The organism is Parvibaculum sp. (assembly GCF_049671045.1).
Taxonomy (GTDB): Bacteria; Pseudomonadota; Alphaproteobacteria; order Parvibaculales; family Parvibaculaceae; genus Parvibaculum.
The window spans coordinates 1-16887 of sequence record NZ_JBATUH010000023.1 but is presented as its reverse complement, the minus strand read 5'-3'; the positions used below and the strand labels follow the sequence as shown (position 1 = coordinate 16887).

The 16887-nt window shown below is 64.6% G+C and carries 14 protein-coding genes, 3 tRNA genes and 1 riboswitch; of the genes, 6 read left to right on the top strand and 11 right to left on the bottom strand.

What is annotated here, in order from left to right; translation table 11 throughout:
- Nucleotides 1–8: 8 nt before the first annotated feature.
- Nucleotides 9–1301 carry an adenylosuccinate synthase gene (locus tag WBG82_RS03075; RefSeq protein WP_424421227.1) on the top strand — a complete coding sequence of 431 codons (1293 nt, stop codon included), beginning with the start codon at nucleotides 9–11 and terminating at the stop codon, nucleotides 1299–1301.
- Between the two features lie 48 nt (nucleotides 1302–1349).
- Here WBG82_RS03075 and WBG82_RS03070 read toward each other — a convergent pair whose 3' ends face one another.
- On the bottom strand, nucleotides 1350–1748 hold the full coding sequence (locus WBG82_RS03070) for an MAPEG family protein (RefSeq protein WP_324296928.1): 399 nt from the start codon (nucleotides 1746–1748) through the stop codon (nucleotides 1350–1352).
- 108 nt (nucleotides 1749–1856) lie between these two features.
- Nucleotides 1857–2921: an NAD(P)H-dependent flavin oxidoreductase gene (locus WBG82_RS03065; RefSeq protein ID WP_424421224.1), complete on the bottom strand. Its 1065-nt coding sequence runs from the start codon at nucleotides 2919–2921 to the stop codon at nucleotides 1857–1859.
- A 63-nt stretch (nucleotides 2922–2984) separates the two neighbouring features.
- A riboswitch (TPP riboswitch) is annotated at nucleotides 2985–3106 on the top strand.
- 45 nt (nucleotides 3107–3151) lie between these two features.
- Between WBG82_RS03065 and thiC the strand changes: the two genes are divergently transcribed.
- Nucleotides 3152–5020, top strand: a complete 1869-nt coding sequence (gene thiC / locus WBG82_RS03060) for a phosphomethylpyrimidine synthase ThiC (RefSeq protein WP_424421222.1) — start codon at nucleotides 3152–3154, stop codon at nucleotides 5018–5020.
- Nucleotides 5021–5169: 149 nt separating this feature from the next.
- Here thiC and hisN read toward each other — a convergent pair whose 3' ends face one another.
- The 8 genes from hisN to WBG82_RS03020 all read right to left on the bottom strand — a co-directional run bounded on the left by hisN (nucleotide 5170) and on the right by WBG82_RS03020 (nucleotide 14404).
- Nucleotides 5170–5973, bottom strand: a complete 804-nt coding sequence (hisN, locus tag WBG82_RS03055; RefSeq protein ID WP_424421219.1) for a histidinol-phosphatase — start codon at nucleotides 5971–5973, stop codon at nucleotides 5170–5172.
- A gap of 50 nt (nucleotides 5974–6023) precedes the next feature.
- Nucleotides 6024–7028 (bottom strand): amidohydrolase family protein, encoded by a 1005-nt coding sequence (locus WBG82_RS03050; protein ID WP_424421217.1) that lies wholly within the window; start codon nucleotides 7026–7028, stop codon nucleotides 6024–6026.
- 70 nt (nucleotides 7029–7098) lie between these two features.
- Complete coding sequence (gene typA, locus WBG82_RS03045; RefSeq protein WP_424421215.1) at nucleotides 7099–8946, bottom strand: translational GTPase TypA; 1848 nt, start codon at nucleotides 8944–8946, stop codon at nucleotides 7099–7101.
- Nucleotides 8947–9103: 157 nt separating this feature from the next.
- On the bottom strand, nucleotides 9104–9673 hold the full coding sequence (locus WBG82_RS03040; RefSeq protein WP_424421213.1) for a YceI family protein: 570 nt from the start codon (nucleotides 9671–9673) through the stop codon (nucleotides 9104–9106).
- A gap of 73 nt (nucleotides 9674–9746) precedes the next feature.
- Nucleotides 9747–10856, bottom strand: coding sequence for a glycosyltransferase family 4 protein (locus WBG82_RS03035; RefSeq protein ID WP_424421211.1), 1110 nt, complete (start codon nucleotides 10854–10856; stop codon nucleotides 9747–9749).
- A 17-nt stretch (nucleotides 10857–10873) separates the two neighbouring features.
- Nucleotides 10874–11866, bottom strand: a complete 993-nt coding sequence (locus tag WBG82_RS03030) for a UDP-2,3-diacylglucosamine diphosphatase (protein WP_424421209.1) — start codon at nucleotides 11864–11866, stop codon at nucleotides 10874–10876.
- Between the two features lie 192 nt (nucleotides 11867–12058).
- Nucleotides 12059–12970, bottom strand: coding sequence for a transglycosylase SLT domain-containing protein (locus WBG82_RS03025; protein WP_424421206.1), 912 nt, complete (start codon nucleotides 12968–12970; stop codon nucleotides 12059–12061).
- A 483-nt stretch (nucleotides 12971–13453) separates the two neighbouring features.
- Nucleotides 13454–14404: an N-formylglutamate amidohydrolase gene (locus WBG82_RS03020; RefSeq protein WP_424421203.1), complete on the bottom strand. Its 951-nt coding sequence runs from the start codon at nucleotides 14402–14404 to the stop codon at nucleotides 13454–13456.
- A gap of 278 nt (nucleotides 14405–14682) precedes the next feature.
- Between WBG82_RS03020 and cpdR the strand changes: the two genes are divergently transcribed.
- The 3 genes from cpdR to corA all read left to right on the top strand — a co-directional run bounded on the left by cpdR (nucleotide 14683) and on the right by corA (nucleotide 16503).
- Nucleotides 14683–15042: a cell cycle two-component system response regulator CpdR gene (gene cpdR / locus WBG82_RS03015; RefSeq protein ID WP_424421200.1), complete on the top strand. Its 360-nt coding sequence runs from the start codon at nucleotides 14683–14685 to the stop codon at nucleotides 15040–15042.
- Between the two features lie 241 nt (nucleotides 15043–15283).
- Nucleotides 15284–15358: transfer RNA gene (locus tag WBG82_RS03010), tRNA-Val, on the top strand.
- Nucleotides 15359–15498: 140 nt separating this feature from the next.
- A complete protein-coding gene (gene corA, locus WBG82_RS03005) occupies nucleotides 15499–16503 on the top strand; it encodes a magnesium/cobalt transporter CorA (RefSeq protein ID WP_424421197.1) in 1005 nt (334 codons plus the stop codon).
- A 73-nt stretch (nucleotides 16504–16576) separates the two neighbouring features.
- On the opposite strand, the gene WBG82_RS03000 is transcribed toward corA, so the two are convergent.
- Nucleotides 16577–16653: transfer RNA gene (locus WBG82_RS03000), tRNA-Pro, on the bottom strand.
- A 156-nt stretch (nucleotides 16654–16809) separates the two neighbouring features.
- Here WBG82_RS03000 and WBG82_RS02995 point away from each other — a divergent pair.
- Nucleotides 16810–16884: transfer RNA gene (locus tag WBG82_RS02995), tRNA-Gln, on the top strand.
- Nucleotides 16885–16887: the final 3 nt, after the last annotated feature.

Here is a 16887-nt window from a genome sequence, read left to right as displayed (position 1 = left end):
TGATCGATATGGCAAATGTGGTTGTTGTCGGCTCCCAGTGGGGCGACGAGGGCAAAGGCAAGATCGTGGACTGGCTCTCCGAGCGCGCCGATGTGGTGGTGCGCTTTCAAGGTGGACACAATGCCGGCCATACGCTCGTCATCGACGGCAAGACCTATAAGCTCTCGCTCCTGCCTTCGGGCGTCGTCCGCCCGGGCAAGCTCTCGGTCATCGGCAATGGCGTCGTGGTCGATCCCTGGGCGCTCTGCGACGAGATCACCCGCCTGCGCGAGCAGGGCGTGGAAGTGAGCCCCGACAATCTCCGCATCGCGGAAAATGCGGTCCTCATTCTGCCGCTTCACCGTGAACTCGATGAAATCCGCGAGACGTCGAATACGGGCACGCGCATCGGCACGACGAAGCGCGGCATCGGCCCGGCCTATGAGGACAAGGTCGGCCGCCGCGCGCTGCGCGTGATGGACCTCGTCGATCTCGACGCGCTCGAGGACAAGGTGGAGAAGCTCCTCGCGCATCACAACGCGCTCCGGAAGGGCCTCGGCAAGGACCTCATCGACTGCAAGGCGCTGACCGCGCAGATCAAGGACGTGGCGCCAAAAATCCTGCCTTACATGGACACGGTGTGGCGCCTGCTCGACGGGATACGCCGCCGCGGCAATCGCATTCTCTTCGAAGGCGCGCAGGGCACGCTGCTCGACATCGACCACGGCACTTATCCTTATGTGACGTCGTCGAACACGGTTTCGGCGCAGGCGGCGACGGGCGCGGGCATCGGCCCGTCCTCGATCCACACGGTGCTCGGCATCACCAAGGCCTATACGACGCGCGTGGGCGAGGGGCCTTTCCCCTCCGAGCTTCACGACGAGGTCGGCCAGCGGCTCGGCGAGCGTGGCCGCGAATTCGGCACGGTGACGGGGCGCAAGCGCCGCTGCGGCTGGTTCGATGCCGTGCTCGTGCGTCAGGCGATCAAGACGAGCGGCATCACCGATATCGCGCTGACGAAGCTCGACGTGCTCGATGGCTTCGACGAGGTGAAGATCTGCGTCGCCTACAAGCTCGACGGCAAGGAGATCGACTATCTGCCCGCTTCGGCGGCGCTGCAGGCCCGCGTGGAGCCCGTCTATGAGACGCTCGAGGGCTGGAAGGAAACGACCTTCGGCGCGCGGAGCTGGGGCGCGCTTCCCGCGCAGGCGATCAAATATGTCCGCCATGTCGAAGAGCTGATCGAGGCGCCGGTGACGCTGCTCTCGACCTCGCCCGAGCGCGACGACACGATCCTGATGAAGGACCCGTTCGCGGATTGAGGAACGAGCAGGCGGGCGCTCCGCAAAGGAAGCGCCCGTCCGCCGGTTTCAGCCGGTGATCAGCGCGTAATAGATCAGCACCGTGCCGATGACGCCCGCGAAATAGGCGAGCGTCCTGATTGCGAGGAACGTCCAGCCGCCCAGATAGACGACGGCGTGGATGATCCGTGCAATGAGGAAGATCTGCGCGCCGAGCACGGTGAGCCCCGTATGCGTGCCCGCTATATGCGCAGGTATGACGGCCGCGCCGAACACGACCAGATTTTCCATCAGGTTCAGATAGGCGCGGCGTGCGCGTCCGGCCCATCCCTCTCCCTTGGCAGGCACTTCGCGATTGCCGATGCCCCATTCCTGGCCCATCGCATTGACGTTGCCCACAGCCGACGCAAGGATCAGCACGAGAAGCAGCAGGCCGCTCCAGACCAGCGCCCAAAGTTCGATCGTCATTGCCTCATTCTCCCCTGACTTGCGGGCAGCCCGAATCGGCCGCCCGCAGCAAGGTTAGTGCCGAGCCGCCTTGCCGCGCCAGTGGAGCAGGGGGTGTCCGGAGCAATTTCAGCGCCCGAGAAGCTCTCTCGCGCCCTGCATGAGCCGGGCGACCTTTTCGCCCGCGGGCTCGGGCGGCGACAGCCTTGCCGCCTGACCGGACCAGAGAGACAGGAATTCCGGCTTGTTCTCGCGTGCGCTGGCGGCAGCGAGTGGGGCCGCCATTCCGCGCTGGGTGGGGAAGGGGGCGGTCCGGTTCTCGAAGGCCGCCAGTTCCTCCGTCATGCGGTTGCGGATGGCGCGGGCGGGGCGTCCCGAAAAGAGTCTGGTCACGGTCGTTGCGTCATCGGCTGTTTCGGCGAGCGCCTTGCGGTGGACGGGGTGAACCTTCGCCTCCGGACAGACGAGGAAGGCCGTGCCGAGCTGCACGCCGGACGCGCCGAGCATGAAGGCGGCGGCGATGCCGCGCGCATCCGCTATGCCGCCCGCGGCGATGACCGGCACCTTCACCGCATCGACCACTTGCGGCACGAGCGCCATGGTGCCGACCGTGCCGCGATCGATGCCGCCAAGGAACGTGCCGCGATGGCCGCCCGCCTCGTGCCCCTGCGCGATGATCGCATCGGCGCCTCCGGCATCGAGCGCGCGCGCCTCCGCCACCGTCGTCGCGCAGCCGATGACCTTGATGCCGGCGGCGTGGAGCCTCGCCACTGCGTCGCCATGCGGAAGGCCGAAATGGAAGCTGACGACGCGCGGCGCGATTTCAAGGAGCAGGGCGAGCTGTTCGTCGCTGAAGGCGGGTGCCGGCGATGCGGGTTCCGGCACGGCGCCAAGGCCGAACTCGCTGTATAGCGGCGCGAGCGCCTGCTGCATCGGCTTCGCGTCGTAGCTCGCGAGATCGGGCTCCTCATGCACGAAGAAATTGAGATTGAACGGCTTGTTCGTGAGCTTGCGGAGCTGGCCTACCGCGTCGCGCAACTCCTGCGGCTTCATCATCGCCACGCCGAGCGAGCCGAGGCCGCCCGCATTGGCGACCGCGGCCGCGAGTTCGGGGGTCGCGCTGCCCGCCATGGGCGCCTGAATGATCGGCTGGTCGATGCCGAGAAGTTCCGTCAGTCGTTGCTGAGCCTGCATTTTCGATCTCTCCGGCGTGTTTTGCTGTCCCTTTACCTTACTCCTCATAAGGGGCACACTGGCAGACATTCCGAGGGGTGTCCGGGCGAAAGATCGAAATCCGTCCCGGGCTGAGATGGCAAAAGGCCGAACTCTTAGAACCTGATCCGGGTCATGCCGGCGAAGGGACGGGAAAGACCGCACCCACGCTATCCCGGATTTCCGAAACCTCGACTGGACGGAGATCCTCGATGAGTATTCACGCAAAACCGAGCGTCACGACAGGTTCCTTGCCCGCTTCGCGCAAGGTCTACACATCGCCCGCGGGTTTTCCCGAACTCAACGTGCCCTTCCGCGAAATCGCGCTGCATCCGAGCGCGAAGGAACCGCCGGTGCGCGTCTATGACACGTCGGGCCCCTATACCGATCCCGATGCCGTAATCGATGTCGACAAGGGGCTGGCGCGCATGCGCGAAGCCTGGATCGACGCGCGAGGCGGCACGGAGCGCTATCAGGGCCGCGCGGTGAAGCCCGAGGACAATGGCAATGTGAGCGACACGCATCTCGCGCGGAGTTTTCCGATCGCGCATGCGCCGCGCCGCGGCATTGCGGGCCAGCCGCTGACGCAGCTCGAATATGCGCGCGCGGGGATCGTCACCGCCGAGATGGCCTATATCGCGGAGCGCGAGAATATGGGCCGCAGGCAGGCGCTCGAGAGCGCCGCGCACAGGATCGCCGAGGGCGAGAGCTTCGGCGCGGACATTCCCGAATTCATCACGCCGGAATTCGTCCGCCGCGAAGTTGCCGAGGGCCGGGCCATCATCCCGGCCAACATCAACCACCCGGAAATCGAGCCGATGATCATCGGCCGCAATTTCCTCGTGAAGATCAACGCCAATATCGGCAACTCGGCCATTGCCTCCTCGGTCGCCGAGGAAGTGGACAAGATGGTGTGGGCGATCCGCTGGGGCGCCGACACGGTGATGGACCTTTCGACGGGGCGCAATATTCACAACACGCGCGAATGGATCATCCGCAATTCGCCCGTGCCCATCGGCACGGTGCCGATCTATCAGGCGCTCGAAAAGGTCGACGGCATCGCTGAAAATCTGACCTGGGAGGTTTTTCGCGACACGCTGATCGAACAGGCCGAGCAGGGCGTCGATTACTTCACCATCCATGCGGGCGTGCGGCTTGCCTATGTGCCGCTCACCGCCAGGCGCGTGACGGGCATCGTCTCGCGTGGCGGCTCGATCATGGCGAAGTGGTGCCTCGCGCATCACAAGGAAAGCTTCCTCTATGAGCATTTCGAGGAAATCTGCGACATCATGCGCGCCTATGACGTCTCCTTCTCGCTCGGCGACGGGTTGCGTCCGGGCTCGATCGCGGATGCGAATGACGAAGCGCAATTCGCGGAGCTTGAGACGCTGGGCGAACTGACGCAGATCGCCTGGAAGAAGGGCTGTCAGGTCATGATCGAGGGGCCGGGTCACGTGCCGATGCACAAGATCAAGGTCAACATGGACAAGCAGCTCAAGCATTGCGGCGGCGCGCCTTTCTATACGCTCGGGCCACTGACGACCGATATTGCGCCCGGCTACGATCACATCACGAGCGGTATCGGCGCGGCGATGATCGGCTGGTTCGGCTGCGCCATGCTTTGCTATGTGACGCCGAAGGAGCATCTGGGCCTGCCGAACCGCGCCGACGTCAAGGAAGGCGTCATCACCTACAAGATCGCGGCGCATGCGGCCGATCTCGCCAAGGGGCATCCGGCGGCGCAGCTTCGGGACGACGCGCTTTCCCGCGCGCGTTTCGAATTCCGCTGGGAGGATCAGTTCAACCTCGCGCTCGACCCCGAGCGCGCGCGCGATTTCCACGACCAGACGCTTCCCAAGGACGCGCACAAGACGGCGCATTTCTGCTCCATGTGCGGACCGAAATTCTGCTCGATGAAGATCACGCAGGACGTGCGCGACTATGCCGAAAGCGGCATGGCCGAGATGTCGGACAAGTTCCGCAATTCGGGCGGCGAGATCTATGTCGAGGAAGAAGCGGCAGCCGTGAAGGAGGCGAACAGTGCGCTTGGCGGCGCGCGGCGGGAGAACCCGATCCCCTGAACGGGCGTGAATGGCGGAGCTTCAAGGCCGGAGTGACGGCGGAATTTGTGGAACGGCCTCGCTTCAATTTGTCATCCCGGGCTTGTCCCGGGATCCAGGGCCGCGCGCTCCGTACCTGCCGCTCTGGGCCCCGGCCTGAGCCCGCGCGCTCAGACAGCCTTCGACAGGATCTCGAGCGCGGCGGCGTGAAGCTCCGGCGTCGCCGCCGCGACGACCGAGCCGCCCATTTGCGGGTCGTCGCCCGTCCATGTGGTGACGATGCCGCCCGCATGCTCGATGACCGGCATCAGCGCCTGAATGTCGTAAGGCTGAAGGCTCGCCTCGATGACGAGGTCGATGCAGCCCGCCGCAAGCAGACAGTAGAAATAGCAGTCGCCGCCGAAGCGCCGGAGGCGCACGCGCGAACTGATCTCGCGGAATGCCGCTCGCGCGCGCTCCTCCTTGAACATGCCGGGATCGGTATTGCCGAGAAGCGCATCCTCGAGCTTCGTGCACTGGCTCGTGCGGAGGATGCGCCGGCCATGCTTGCCGATGAGTTCCGAGCCGCCGGGCCGGCCGAGAAAGCGCTCGCCGATATAGGGCTGGTCCATGAGGCCGATGACGGGGCGCGCACCGTCATTGAGCGCGATGAGCGTGCCCCAGAGCGGAACGCCGCTGATGAAGGAGCGCGTGCCGTCGATGGGGTCGATGACCCATGTGAGCGGGCTCTCGCCTTCTTCCCGTCCGTGCTCTTCGCCGAAAATCCCGTGTGACGGGTAGTGGCTCTTGATCAGTTCACGGATCGCCGTTTCCGCGTCGCGGTCGGCGGCCGTGACGGGATCGAATGTGTATTCGCCCCGCTTGTTGTCCACGGCAAGGCCCGAACGGAAATGCGGCAGCGTGACCGCGCTTGCGGCATCGGCGAGACGCAGGGCGAAAGTCGAGAGTTCGTCGATATCCTTGGGCGAAAGCATGTCCGGGCCTCATGGTGGAACGGGCCCGCATAATGGGGCCCGCCCGATGGCTAGTCCAGCCGGTAGACGCGCTTCGCCGTGTCGTGGAAGAGCGCGGCTTTTTCATCGGCGCTTGCGCCCTTCGCGATCTTCTTGAAGGCGTTCCAGACCACCGCATAGGAGCAGGAGAGCTTGTCCACCGGGAAATTGCTCTCGAACATGCAGCGCTCGGGGCCGAAGGCGTCGATCGCATGCAGGTAGTAATCCTGCGTTGCGGCGACGAGTTCGTCCGAGGTCGGCGGCAGCGCGCGCTTGTGCCAGCCGAAGCCGTTGACCGCCATGTTGATGCCGCCGAGCTTCGCCACCACATTCGGACATTCCGAAAGCTCGACCACATCCTTCATCCACTGGGTGAAAATCTCCGCGCGTCGGCCTTCATAAGGGCCGATGCCGATGGGTCCGCCGAAATGGTCGAAGATGATCGTGACCTCGGGATGGGCGCGGGCGAGCGCCGTGAGTTCCGGGATCTGGTGGTGATAGAGCCAGGCATCGAAGGTGAGATTGAACGCCTTGAGCCGCGCGAAGCCCTCGCGGAATTTCGGCAGGCCGAAAAGCCCCTTCGGCGGATTGGTGTGCGTCGGCCGCACCTCGGGGCTGTCGTCATAAGCGTTGGCGTGGCGGATGCCGCGGAAGCGCTGGGGCGCGGCCGCGATATGCGCCTCCAGCACCTCGTCCACCGCGTCTCCGAGCAACAGATTGGCAAAACCCACAATGCCCTTGCAGGCGCGCATCTCGCCATAGATGCCGCTCGCCGACTGAGCGGCGATGCCGTTCACGAATTCGGTTTCGCCGACGGGCCGCAGATGCTCCGGACCCTCGGCGCGATACATGGACTTGCACTCGACGAAGACGGTCGCGCGGATATTGTGGCCCGAGCCCGTATCCGCATTGAGCTCGTCGAGCATGTAGCGGCTTTCGGGATAGTCCCAGAGATGGTGGTGCGGATCGATGATCGGCAGATCGGGCTCGATGATGTCCTCACGCACCTTGCCGAGCCAGTCCTCATTGGTTGCCATGATTTTCTCCCTCCGGATTCGTTTCCGAGAGAGTGGCATTCGGAAGGGAAGGGGGCAACGCCCGGCTGGCTCAGCTGGCCTTTGCGTATTTCTTGCGGTCGTTCGGGTCGAGCCAGCGCTTGCGCAGGCGGATCGACTTCGGCGTCACCTCGACCAGCTCGTCCGGCTCGATATAGGCGATGGCCTGTTCGAGCGTGAGCGGCCGGGGCGGCGTGAGCCGCACTGCCTCGTCCTTCGAGGTGGTGCGGATATTGGTGAGCTGCTTGGCCTTGAGGGGGTTCACGTCGAGATCGTCGGGGCGCGCATTCTCGCCGATGATCATGCCACGATAGACCTTCGTGCCCGGCGTGATGAAAAGCGAGCCGCGCTCCTCGATGTACCAGAGCGCATAGGCGACCGCCTCGCCATCGCCGGTGGAGATGAGCACGCCGTTGCGCCGTCCCTCGACCTCGCCGCGATAGGGCTCGTAAGCCTTGAAGATGCGGTTCATCACGCCCGTGCCGCGCGTGTCGGTGAGGAATTCGCCGTGATAGCCGATGAGACCGCGCGAGGGGCAATGGAAGATGATGCGCGTCTTGCCCGCGCCTGTCGGTCGCATGTCGACAAGCTCGCCTTTGCGCTGCGAAACCTTTTCGATGACGACGCCGGTGAATTCGTCATCGACATCCACCGTCACTTCCTCGACGGGTTCGAGGCGCGCGCCATCCTCGCCCTCGCGATAGAGCACGCGCGGGCGCGAGATGCCGAGTTCGAAGCCTTCGCGGCGCATCTGTTCGATGAGAACGCCAAGCTGCAATTCGCCACGGCCGGCGACCTCGAAGGCGTCGCCGCCTTCCGTGTCGGACACGCGGATGGCGACGTTCGATTCCGCCTCGCGCAAGAGCCGCTCGCGAATGACGCGCGACTGCACCTTCGAGCCTTCGCGGCCCGCAAGCGGACTGTCATTGATCGAGACGGTGACGGAGAGCGTCGGCGGGTCGATCGGCAGCGCCTCCAGCGGCTCGGCGACGAGCGGATCGCAGATCGTGTCGGCCACCGTGCCTTCCTCGAGACCGGCAACGGAAATGATGTCGCCGGCGCGCGCTTCTTCGACGGGCACGCGCTGGATGCCACGGAAGGCGAGCACGCGGCTGATGCGCCCGCGCTCGACGACGCCCGCATCCTTGCGCAGAACCTGCACGGCCATGTTCGTTCTCGCGACGCCCTTCTCGATCTTGCCGGTGAGGATGCGGCCCAGATAGGGGTCGCTCTCGATCGTCGTCACCAGCATGGCGAAGGGCTCGTCGGCCGAGCCGTCCTCAAGCGCCTTCGGCGGCGGAAAATGCGAGATGATCTTATTGAAGAGCGGCTTCAGCCCGTGCTCCCTGGCGTCGGGCGCGGAGAGGTCTTCCGTCGCCCAGCCCTGGCGGGCAGAGGCGAAGATGCAAGGGAAGTCGAGCTGTTCGTCGGTCGCGCCAAGGGCCGCGAAAAGGTCGAACGCCTCGACGTGAACCTCGTCGGGCCGCGCGTCGGAGCGGTCGACCTTGTTGATGAGCACGATGGGCTTCAGCCCAAGCGCCAGCGCCTTCGAGGTCACGAACTTCGTCTGCGGCAGCGGTCCTTCGGCCGAGTCGACGAGAAGCACGACGCCATCGACCATGGAGAGGATGCGCTCCACCTCGCCGCCGAAATCGGCGTGGCCCGGCGTGTCGATGATGTTGATGCGGGTGTGAACCCCTTCATCGTCGACCCAGTCGACACTGGTCGGCTTCGCCAGAATGGTGATGCCGCGCTCGCGTTCCAGATCGCCCGAATCCATCACCCGTTCGGCAACCTGCTGGTTTTCCCGGAATGTGCCGGACTGGCGAAGAAGCTGGTCAACGAGTGTCGTCTTCCCATGATCGACATGGGCGATGATCGCGATATTACGAAGTGACATGGGTACCGCCGGGGCCTTGGGAGGCCCGGCCGCGCGGGAGGATCGCGCGCGGGAGCCACCTAATCTGGGCCGCCTTATATCGCGGCAAGGGGGTTTTCCACAAGTCCGGGAAGGGGCGCCGGCCCGGGGGAGGGGCTCCGCCGGGCCGGCAAATGCCTTATTTGCGAATGAATTCGCTCGAAATGGCGATCGTGACCTCGTCCCCGATCATCGGCAGATAGGTCTTGATGCCGAAATCGGAGCGCTTGAGCTTGCCGAGGGCCGAGAAGCCCGCGACATAGCGGCCCTTCTTCGCCGGGCTCTCGCCGGCCTTGTTGAGCTTGACGACGAGGCCCACCGGCTTCGTCACCCCGTGGAGCGTGAGATCGCCGGTGACATTGGCCGTGTCCTTGCCGGTCAGTTCCACCTTGGTCGATTTGAACGTCATGGTGGGGAAGGTTTTGACGTCGAAGAAATCCGGTCCTTTCAGGTGCTCGTCGCGGGCTTCGCTGGCGGTGTCGATGCTCGCCACGTCGATGGTCACATCGACCTTGCTCGTCTCGGGCTTCGCCTCATCGAGCGTGAGCGTGCCGGAAACGTTCTTGAAGACGCCATAGGTTTCCGAAAATCCCATATGGCTGATCTGGAAGCCGACATGGGTATGGGATGCGTCGATCTCATATTCATCGGCGTGCACGGGCGTGGAAAGCGCAATCGCAGCAAGAAATGCGAGGGCGAGATGTTTCATGAAGGATGTGCCTCCTGGAAGCTGACGGAAGTCGGATTTGAGGCCAGTTTCCGCCCCGGCACAAGCCGGGGGATCAGGCCGCGCCCGGAAGCGCCGGTTCGAGCGCGAGATTGACAAGGAACTGGCGCATGCAGGCATCCCACGAAAAGCCGAGCGCGTGGTCGCGGCACGTCTCGCGCGGGATTTCGACAGCCTTGATGCAGGCGGAGCGAAGGTCTTCGTCGAGCGCCCCGGCGTTCGCCGCACCGATGACATCGAGCGGGCCTTGCACCGGAAAGGCCGCGACCGGCGTGCCGCAGGCGAGGGCCTCGATCATCACGAGGCCGAACGTGTCCGTCCGGCTCGGAAAGACGAGGCAATCGGCCGCCGCGTAGCTTCGCGCAAGTTCCTCGCCGGAAAGCGCGCCCGTGAAATGTGCGTCCGGATAGCGCCTGCGGAGGTGTTCGAGGCGGGGGCCGTCGCCGACCACCATTTTCGAACCGGGAAGATCGAGATCGAGGAACGCTTCGATATTCTTTTCCACCGCGACCCGTCCGACATGAAGCCAGACGGGACGTTCGAGCCCGAGGTAGTGCCGCCCGAGAAGTTCCGGCTGCGGATGAAAGAGCGCCATATCGACGCCGCGCGACCAGAGTGCCGTCCGGCCGAAACCGCGCGCGGCAAGCTCCGCCTGCAAGGAAGAAGTCGCCACCATCACGGTCGAGGCGCGGCTGTGGAACCAGCGCAGCACCGCATAGCTGAGGCATTGCGGAAGGCCGATGCGCGCATTGAGATATTCCGCAAAGCGCGTGTGGAACGATGTGGTGAATGGAAGCCCCCGCCGCACGCAATAGGCTCGCGTCGCAAGGCCGAGCGGCCCTTCCGTTGCGATGTGGATGGCGTGTGGATCGGCGTCGGCGATCATCCGCGCGAGCCTCCGCCCCGGAAAGAGCGCGAGGCGGATTTCGCGGTAGCCGGGCAGAGGCACGGTTCTGAAGAGGCCGGGCGTGATCGCGATGACCTCATGCCCCATCCGCTCGAGGCTTCGCGTGAGTTCGGCAAGCGTGCGGACGACGCCGTTCACCTGGGGTGGAGCGGCATCCGAAACGATGACGATGCGAAGGCGCGCGGCCTCGCGGCCGAGCGCGCGCGGGCAGGCATGAAAGGGCGGAAGCGGGTGTGCCCGCTCCCGTCGTGCCGTCAATGTGTCCCGGTGCAACATCAGGCCGCGTTCAGCACGCGCCGGCCCTCGCTCTCCAGGGCGTCGGAGCCTGCAAGACCGGATTCCCAGGAGAAACGGTGCCAGGTGATGATGCTGAGCGTGCCTTCCTCATCCTCGGCAAGCGCGGTGCAGCTTTCCACCCAGTCGCCGTCATTGCAGTAGAGAACGCCATCCATGGCGCGTATTTCGGCGTGGTGGATGTGACCGCAGATGACGCCATCGACGCCGCGCTCGCGCGCCGAACGCGCCACGGCGGCCTCGTAGCTCGAAATATATTCGACCGCGTTCTTCACCCTGTGCTTCAGATAGGAGGAGAGCGACCAGTAGGGCAGGCCGAACAGGCGGCGGATCTCGTGCAACCAGTTGTTGAGCGCGAGAGCGGCGCCATAGGCCCTGTCGCCGAGATGGGCGAGCCATTTCGCATATTTGACGACGCTGTCGAACTGGTCGCCATGAATGACGAGAAATCGCCTGCCATCGGCTGTTTCGTGGATCGCCTCGCCCATGATGTCGGCGCCGCCGAAATTGAGGCCCGTATAGTCGCGCAGCGCCTCGTCGTGGTTGCCGGGAATGTAGATGATGGCCGCGCCCTTGCGCGCCTTGCGCAGAAGCTCCTGCACGACCGCGTTATGCGCCGCCGTCCAGTACCATGAGCGCTTCAGCCGCCAGCCGTCGATGATGTCGCCGACGAGGTAGATCGTTTCGGCGTCGTTATGGCGCAGGAAATCGAGAAGGAGATCCGCCTTGCAGCCGGGCGTGCCGAGATGGATGTCGGAGAGAAAGAGGGTGCGGTGCTTGCGGCGATTTTTGGGCCGGGGTCCGGTCAGCCTTTCATCGAGCCCGCCCCGCCGCCTCGTGGCGTTGCGGCTCTGGTCGCGTTTGCGGGGTGGCCTCTTGGCACCGGTTTCCGTGATCGCGGGATGAACGCGGCCCGCCATCCGGAAGGGCAGGGCCGAGGAGAGGCGTGTCCATCTGGTGTCGCGCAACATCATGTCCTTGTCGGTTCCGCCGGCGGAGCCTCGCTGGCGGTCGCCATATTCGGTGCAGGCGCACAAGGTTTCGTGACAAGCGAATGACGTTTCAATGACAGATGGGGTGCTCTCCATTCCGGACACGGAGCAAGGCGCGGCCGCGCCAGTTCCGCGCATATGCGCGGAGCGACAGGCTGGTGACGGGTGAGAAGATTAGAGCGCGGGACCGTGCGAAGCGTCGGCGAGAATGGTCGGCGTGTCGATGACGCGCGGCGCCGGTCGTGCTTTGGCGGGCGATGAGGCGCCGCCATCCTCCGCGATCGAGAGGCGCAGGCCCACCATGGCGACCGCGCCCTCGCGCACATCGCGGGTCTCATCGGAGCTGAGAACTTTTGGTGCCGGGCGCGATGCTGCGGCCACTGCCTGAGCCAGGGCTTGCGAGCCGCCGGACGCGGGCGCTGCTTCCGTTGTGCCGCGGAGCGACTTCGTCACTTCGGCCGCTTCCTCCTTGAGCATGCGGGTCAGAACGGCGACGCGGTCGCGCTCATTCGCCCAGATGCGGATCACGCGGGCGAAATAGGGTTCGTTCCGCGCGGGCGATTCGGAGTGATATTGCGCCACGGCCTTGGGCCATGAGCCCGTCTGCTTTTGGAGCCGCTTCAGGAAGCTGGCCGCATAGGCCGCGTTGGTGAGCGGATCGAAGGCTTCGTTGAGATCGGCGAAGGCGTCCGGGTGGTAGCGCAGATTGACCTGCATGCAGCCGACATCGATGCTGCGGATACCCGCCTTGAGGAGCTGGCGCGTCGCGGCGACGGCCTCCTTCTTCGTATCGAAATAATAGGACTGACCTTCGGCATTGATGGTCCAGGGCCAGGCGCGCGCCTTGCCGCTCTCCCGCTCGTAGCGGCCCGATTCCGCCGTGGCCACGGAGAAGAGCAGGGCGCGGGGGAGCTTCTGCGTCTGCTCGATGGCGATGGCGGCCCGCTCGCAATAGCTCCAGGGGGTCGCGGCTTCCGCCTCTATCCGTGTCTGCGGTTTGGCCGTCCCGGCCAGTGCGCCCTCGGGGATGAGGCTCAGGAGCGCCAGGGCGAGCATCGCCGCGAGCACCAGCCCGGAGCCGCTCACATGGCGGCCCTTCCCGGCAGCGGCTCCTGACCGCGTGCAAAACCCTTTGCGCATCGATTGTGCCCCGTGAGCGCGAGCCTCGACCCGAAAGGGCGCCGCCTCGCGCATGTGTCCCGAATTTGCCCGGATGACCTTTTCCGGGCCCCCCATTGTCAGGGCGTGGCGTTAAGGAAGCTTTGATGGCGGGATGACGCAACGGACCGCGACGTTTTGTTGCGCCGCACACCGCCCCCGCCCATGGGAAAAAATACGTTTCAAAGTAGTGGTTTAGACGAAGGTGTGTAGGTCAAATAGCCGCAATGAAAGCTGACGTTTCCGCTTGTTTGTTGTGCGGCGCAATGTATATTGTGCATTGCGTCATCGGTTGAGACTTCCTCCCGGCGACGCAAGCCCTTCCTGGGCGTTTCCTCCCTAAACTTGGGCCCTGGTTCGCCAGGGCCCCTTCTTTTTGTGCTGCTGAAACGGGCGTGCGGGTTCGCGGGCCTAGAAGGCGGCTCCTCTGGCGCTGCTCTCGATGCTGGCGAGATCGAGCGTGGCGAGATGGGCGGCAAGCGCCGTCATGTCGGCCTTGAGGCGCGCGAGGCCGGCCCCGCGCTCGAGGCGCGCTTCATCCATGTAGAGCGCCCGGTTGATCTCGATCTGGAGGGCGTGAAGCCCCCGATGCGGCCGCCCGTAATGCTCGGTGTTGAAGCCCCCGGCATAGGGATTGTTGCGGGCGACGCTGTAGCCGAGCTTTCTGAGCTTGTTCTCCACCTCGGAGGTCAGCTCGCTGGCGCAGGAGGTTCCATAACGGTCGCCGAGCACGATGTCGGGCCGGTCCGCGCCCCGGTCGTCATCCGCCGGCCCGCCGACCGAGGGCATGGAATGGCAGTCGATCAGGACGGACCAGCCGAAAATCGTGTGCGCCTCCTCCAGTAGCCCGCGCAGAGCCTCATGGAAGGGCATGTAGAGCTGGCGGATGCGCCGCTCCGCTTCGGCATAGGGGAGGGGCCCGCGATAGATTTCGGTCGAATCAGCGACGACCCGCGCGATGGTGCCGAGGCCGCCCGCGACGCGCAGCGAGCGCGTGTTCACATGGGGCGGCAGAGGATCGGCGAACATGCCGGGGTCGAGTTCATAAGGCTCGCGATTCGCATCGAGATAGGCGCGGGGAAAGCGCGCATGGATGAGCGGCGCGCCGAGGCTCTTCACGCCGCCGAAGATCTCCTCGACGAAGCTGTCCTCCGACCGGCGCAACGTCACCGGATCGAGATTCGACGCGGTCACGAAGGATCGCGGATAGATCCGGCCGCTGTGAGGCGACGAGAAAACGAAGGGAAAACGGATGCGATCGGGCCGTTCGATGGCGACCGGGTGCGCAAAAAGGTCGTCCTCGTCGCCCGCGGCGCCTGCCTCGTCCTTGTCGTCGATACGCTGTCGGGGAGTGATGGCCATGGAGATCAGATATTCGGAAGGCCTGGACGATTTCAAGGGTGCCGTCGCAAGGTCGAGCCCTCGCGCCGACATCGCTCAGGCTAGCACGCCCGCGCCGGCAGCGCGAAACGCTCAGGTGTTCCGCCGGTCTTTGTCCCCAATTCGCGCAGGGGATAAGGCCGTCTTTCATGTCCTGTTTACGGGTCCAGACCTAAAGTGAGACATCACCGTCCCGGCGGCAAAACCTTGCCGCATGGGTGCAAAACCGGGCTGCTTAACTGAAGAGATGGGCTTGAGCGATGGCGCGCATTCTGCTCGCGGAAGATGACGAATCCATGCGCAAATTTCTGGCGAAAGCGCTGGAAAATGCGGGGCATGAGGTCGTTTCCTATGGGAATGGCGTCGAGGCCCACAAGAAGCTCGGGAACGACGTCTTCGACATCCTTCTCACCGACATCGTGATGCCGGAAATGGACGGTATCGAGCTTGCCCGCCGCGCGGCGGAACTCGACCCGACGATGAAGATCATGTTCATCACCGGCTTTGCCGCCGTCGCGCTCAGCCCCGAAAGCGCCGCGCCCAAGGATGCGAAGGTCCTTTCCAAGCCCTTCCACCTCCGGGACCTCGTGGCCGAGGTCGAGCGGATGATGGCCGCCTGAGAGCTTGTTCGGGAAGCCGGGGGATGGCCCGAACGGACCGGCCATGCCGATCAGGCATCAAGGCTCGTCAGGCGATCGCTTCAAAAGGGCTCGGGGGCGTTCCGGCCCGGCATTTCCGATTGTCTTTCGGGCCTGCGCTTTGCCATCTTGTCTTTGAGGAATAACCTCGATATACGGACTGCCTCTGGCCGGGATCGAGGGATCCGCATCCCACGAATTTCCGGCCGTCCGCACTGGCAATGGGCGTGTAGCTCAGCGGGAGAGCACTACGTTGACATCGTAGGGGTCACAGGTTCAATCCCTGTCACGCCCACCATTGCCTCCGACGATCCGGCAGCCGCCGTTTTTCCCCAGATCCGCTCAGAGGAGCGCTGACACATCCGTGGATCGCGCTAGGCTTGTCGCTGTTCCGGCTCCGCATGACCGGGTCCGGGGTTCCGAGGGGGTGTCTTGCCGATGGATTTCGAATCCCTGAAAAACGAATACGGCCTGCCCATGGTCGTCGCCTCCGCGCTTTACCGGAACGGTGCGCGCGTCGCCGATCTGAAGCTCGAGGAGGTTCGGTACGAGGCGGCGCGCGACGGCGCCTTCTTCTGGATCGGCCTGCACGAGCCCTCCGAAGCGGTGCTCGAGCGTGTGCGCAACGAATTCGGGCTGCACCCGCTCGCCATCGAGGATGCGCACAAGGCGCATCAGCGCGCGAAGCTCGATGTATATGGCGACGCCATTTTCCTGGTCGTGAGGACGGCGCAGCTTTCGCATCCCGGCATCGTCTATGGAGAGACACATGTCTTTGTCGGCAAGGGCTACGTCATCACCGTGCGCCACGGCCCGTCGAGTTCCTATGGCGAGGTGCGGCGGCGCTGCGAGAGCGATCCGCGCATGCTCAGGCATGGCGAGGACTACATTCTTTATGCGCTGCTCGATTTCGTCGCCGATCACTACTTCCCGGTGATCGATTCGATCGTCGATGAGGTGAGCGAGATCGAAAGCCATATCGTCGATCAGTGCTTCACCGGCCAGGAGATCGACCGGCTCTATCAGTTGCGGCGCGAGCTGAATGTGTTCCGCCGCCGCGTGTCGCCCATGCTGGAAGTGTGCAGGCGGCTGGAGCGCCTCGAGTTGCCCATGATCGATCCCGAAGTGCATCCCTATTATCGGGATGTGCAGGACCACGTCATGCAGGTGAACGAATCGATCGACAGCCTGCGCGATGCTCTCGCCTCGGCCTATGAAGCGGCGATGATGATCTCGGCGGCGCGCCAGAACGAGGTGATGAAGCGGCTTGCGGGCTGGGCGGCGATTCTCGCTTTTCCCACGGCCATTGCCGGCATCTACGGCATGAACTTCGAGAACATGCCGGAGCTCAGATGGCACTATGGCTACTTCACGGTGCTCACCGCCATTGCGGGCGTCTGCGGCTACCTCTTCTACAGGTTCCGCAAGGCCGGCTGGATATGACGGGGAAGCACGGGTTTCCGGGCCCGAACGGCCCGGCCGGCCACAACGGCCCCTGGCAGGCCGCTGAAAAACTTGGTCGGAGTGAGAGGATTTGAACCTCCGACCCCCTCGTCCCGAACGAGGTGCGCTACCAGGCTGCGCTACACTCCGTATCCAAGCTGCCGCGCGTTATAGCTCCCCGATCTGGCCCTCGCAAGGGGGCAAAAGCCCGCGCGGCCGGGCGGCAGGCCGGTTGCGCCCACCCCCCGATGCGGCTATGTTCCGGCCCGTTTTCGCGGGTCGGCTAGGCACCTCATGGCCCCCTGCTGGGGCGTCGCCAAGTGGTAAGGCAACGGATTTTGATTCCGTCATGCGGAGGTTCGAATCCTCCCGCCCCAGCCAAAC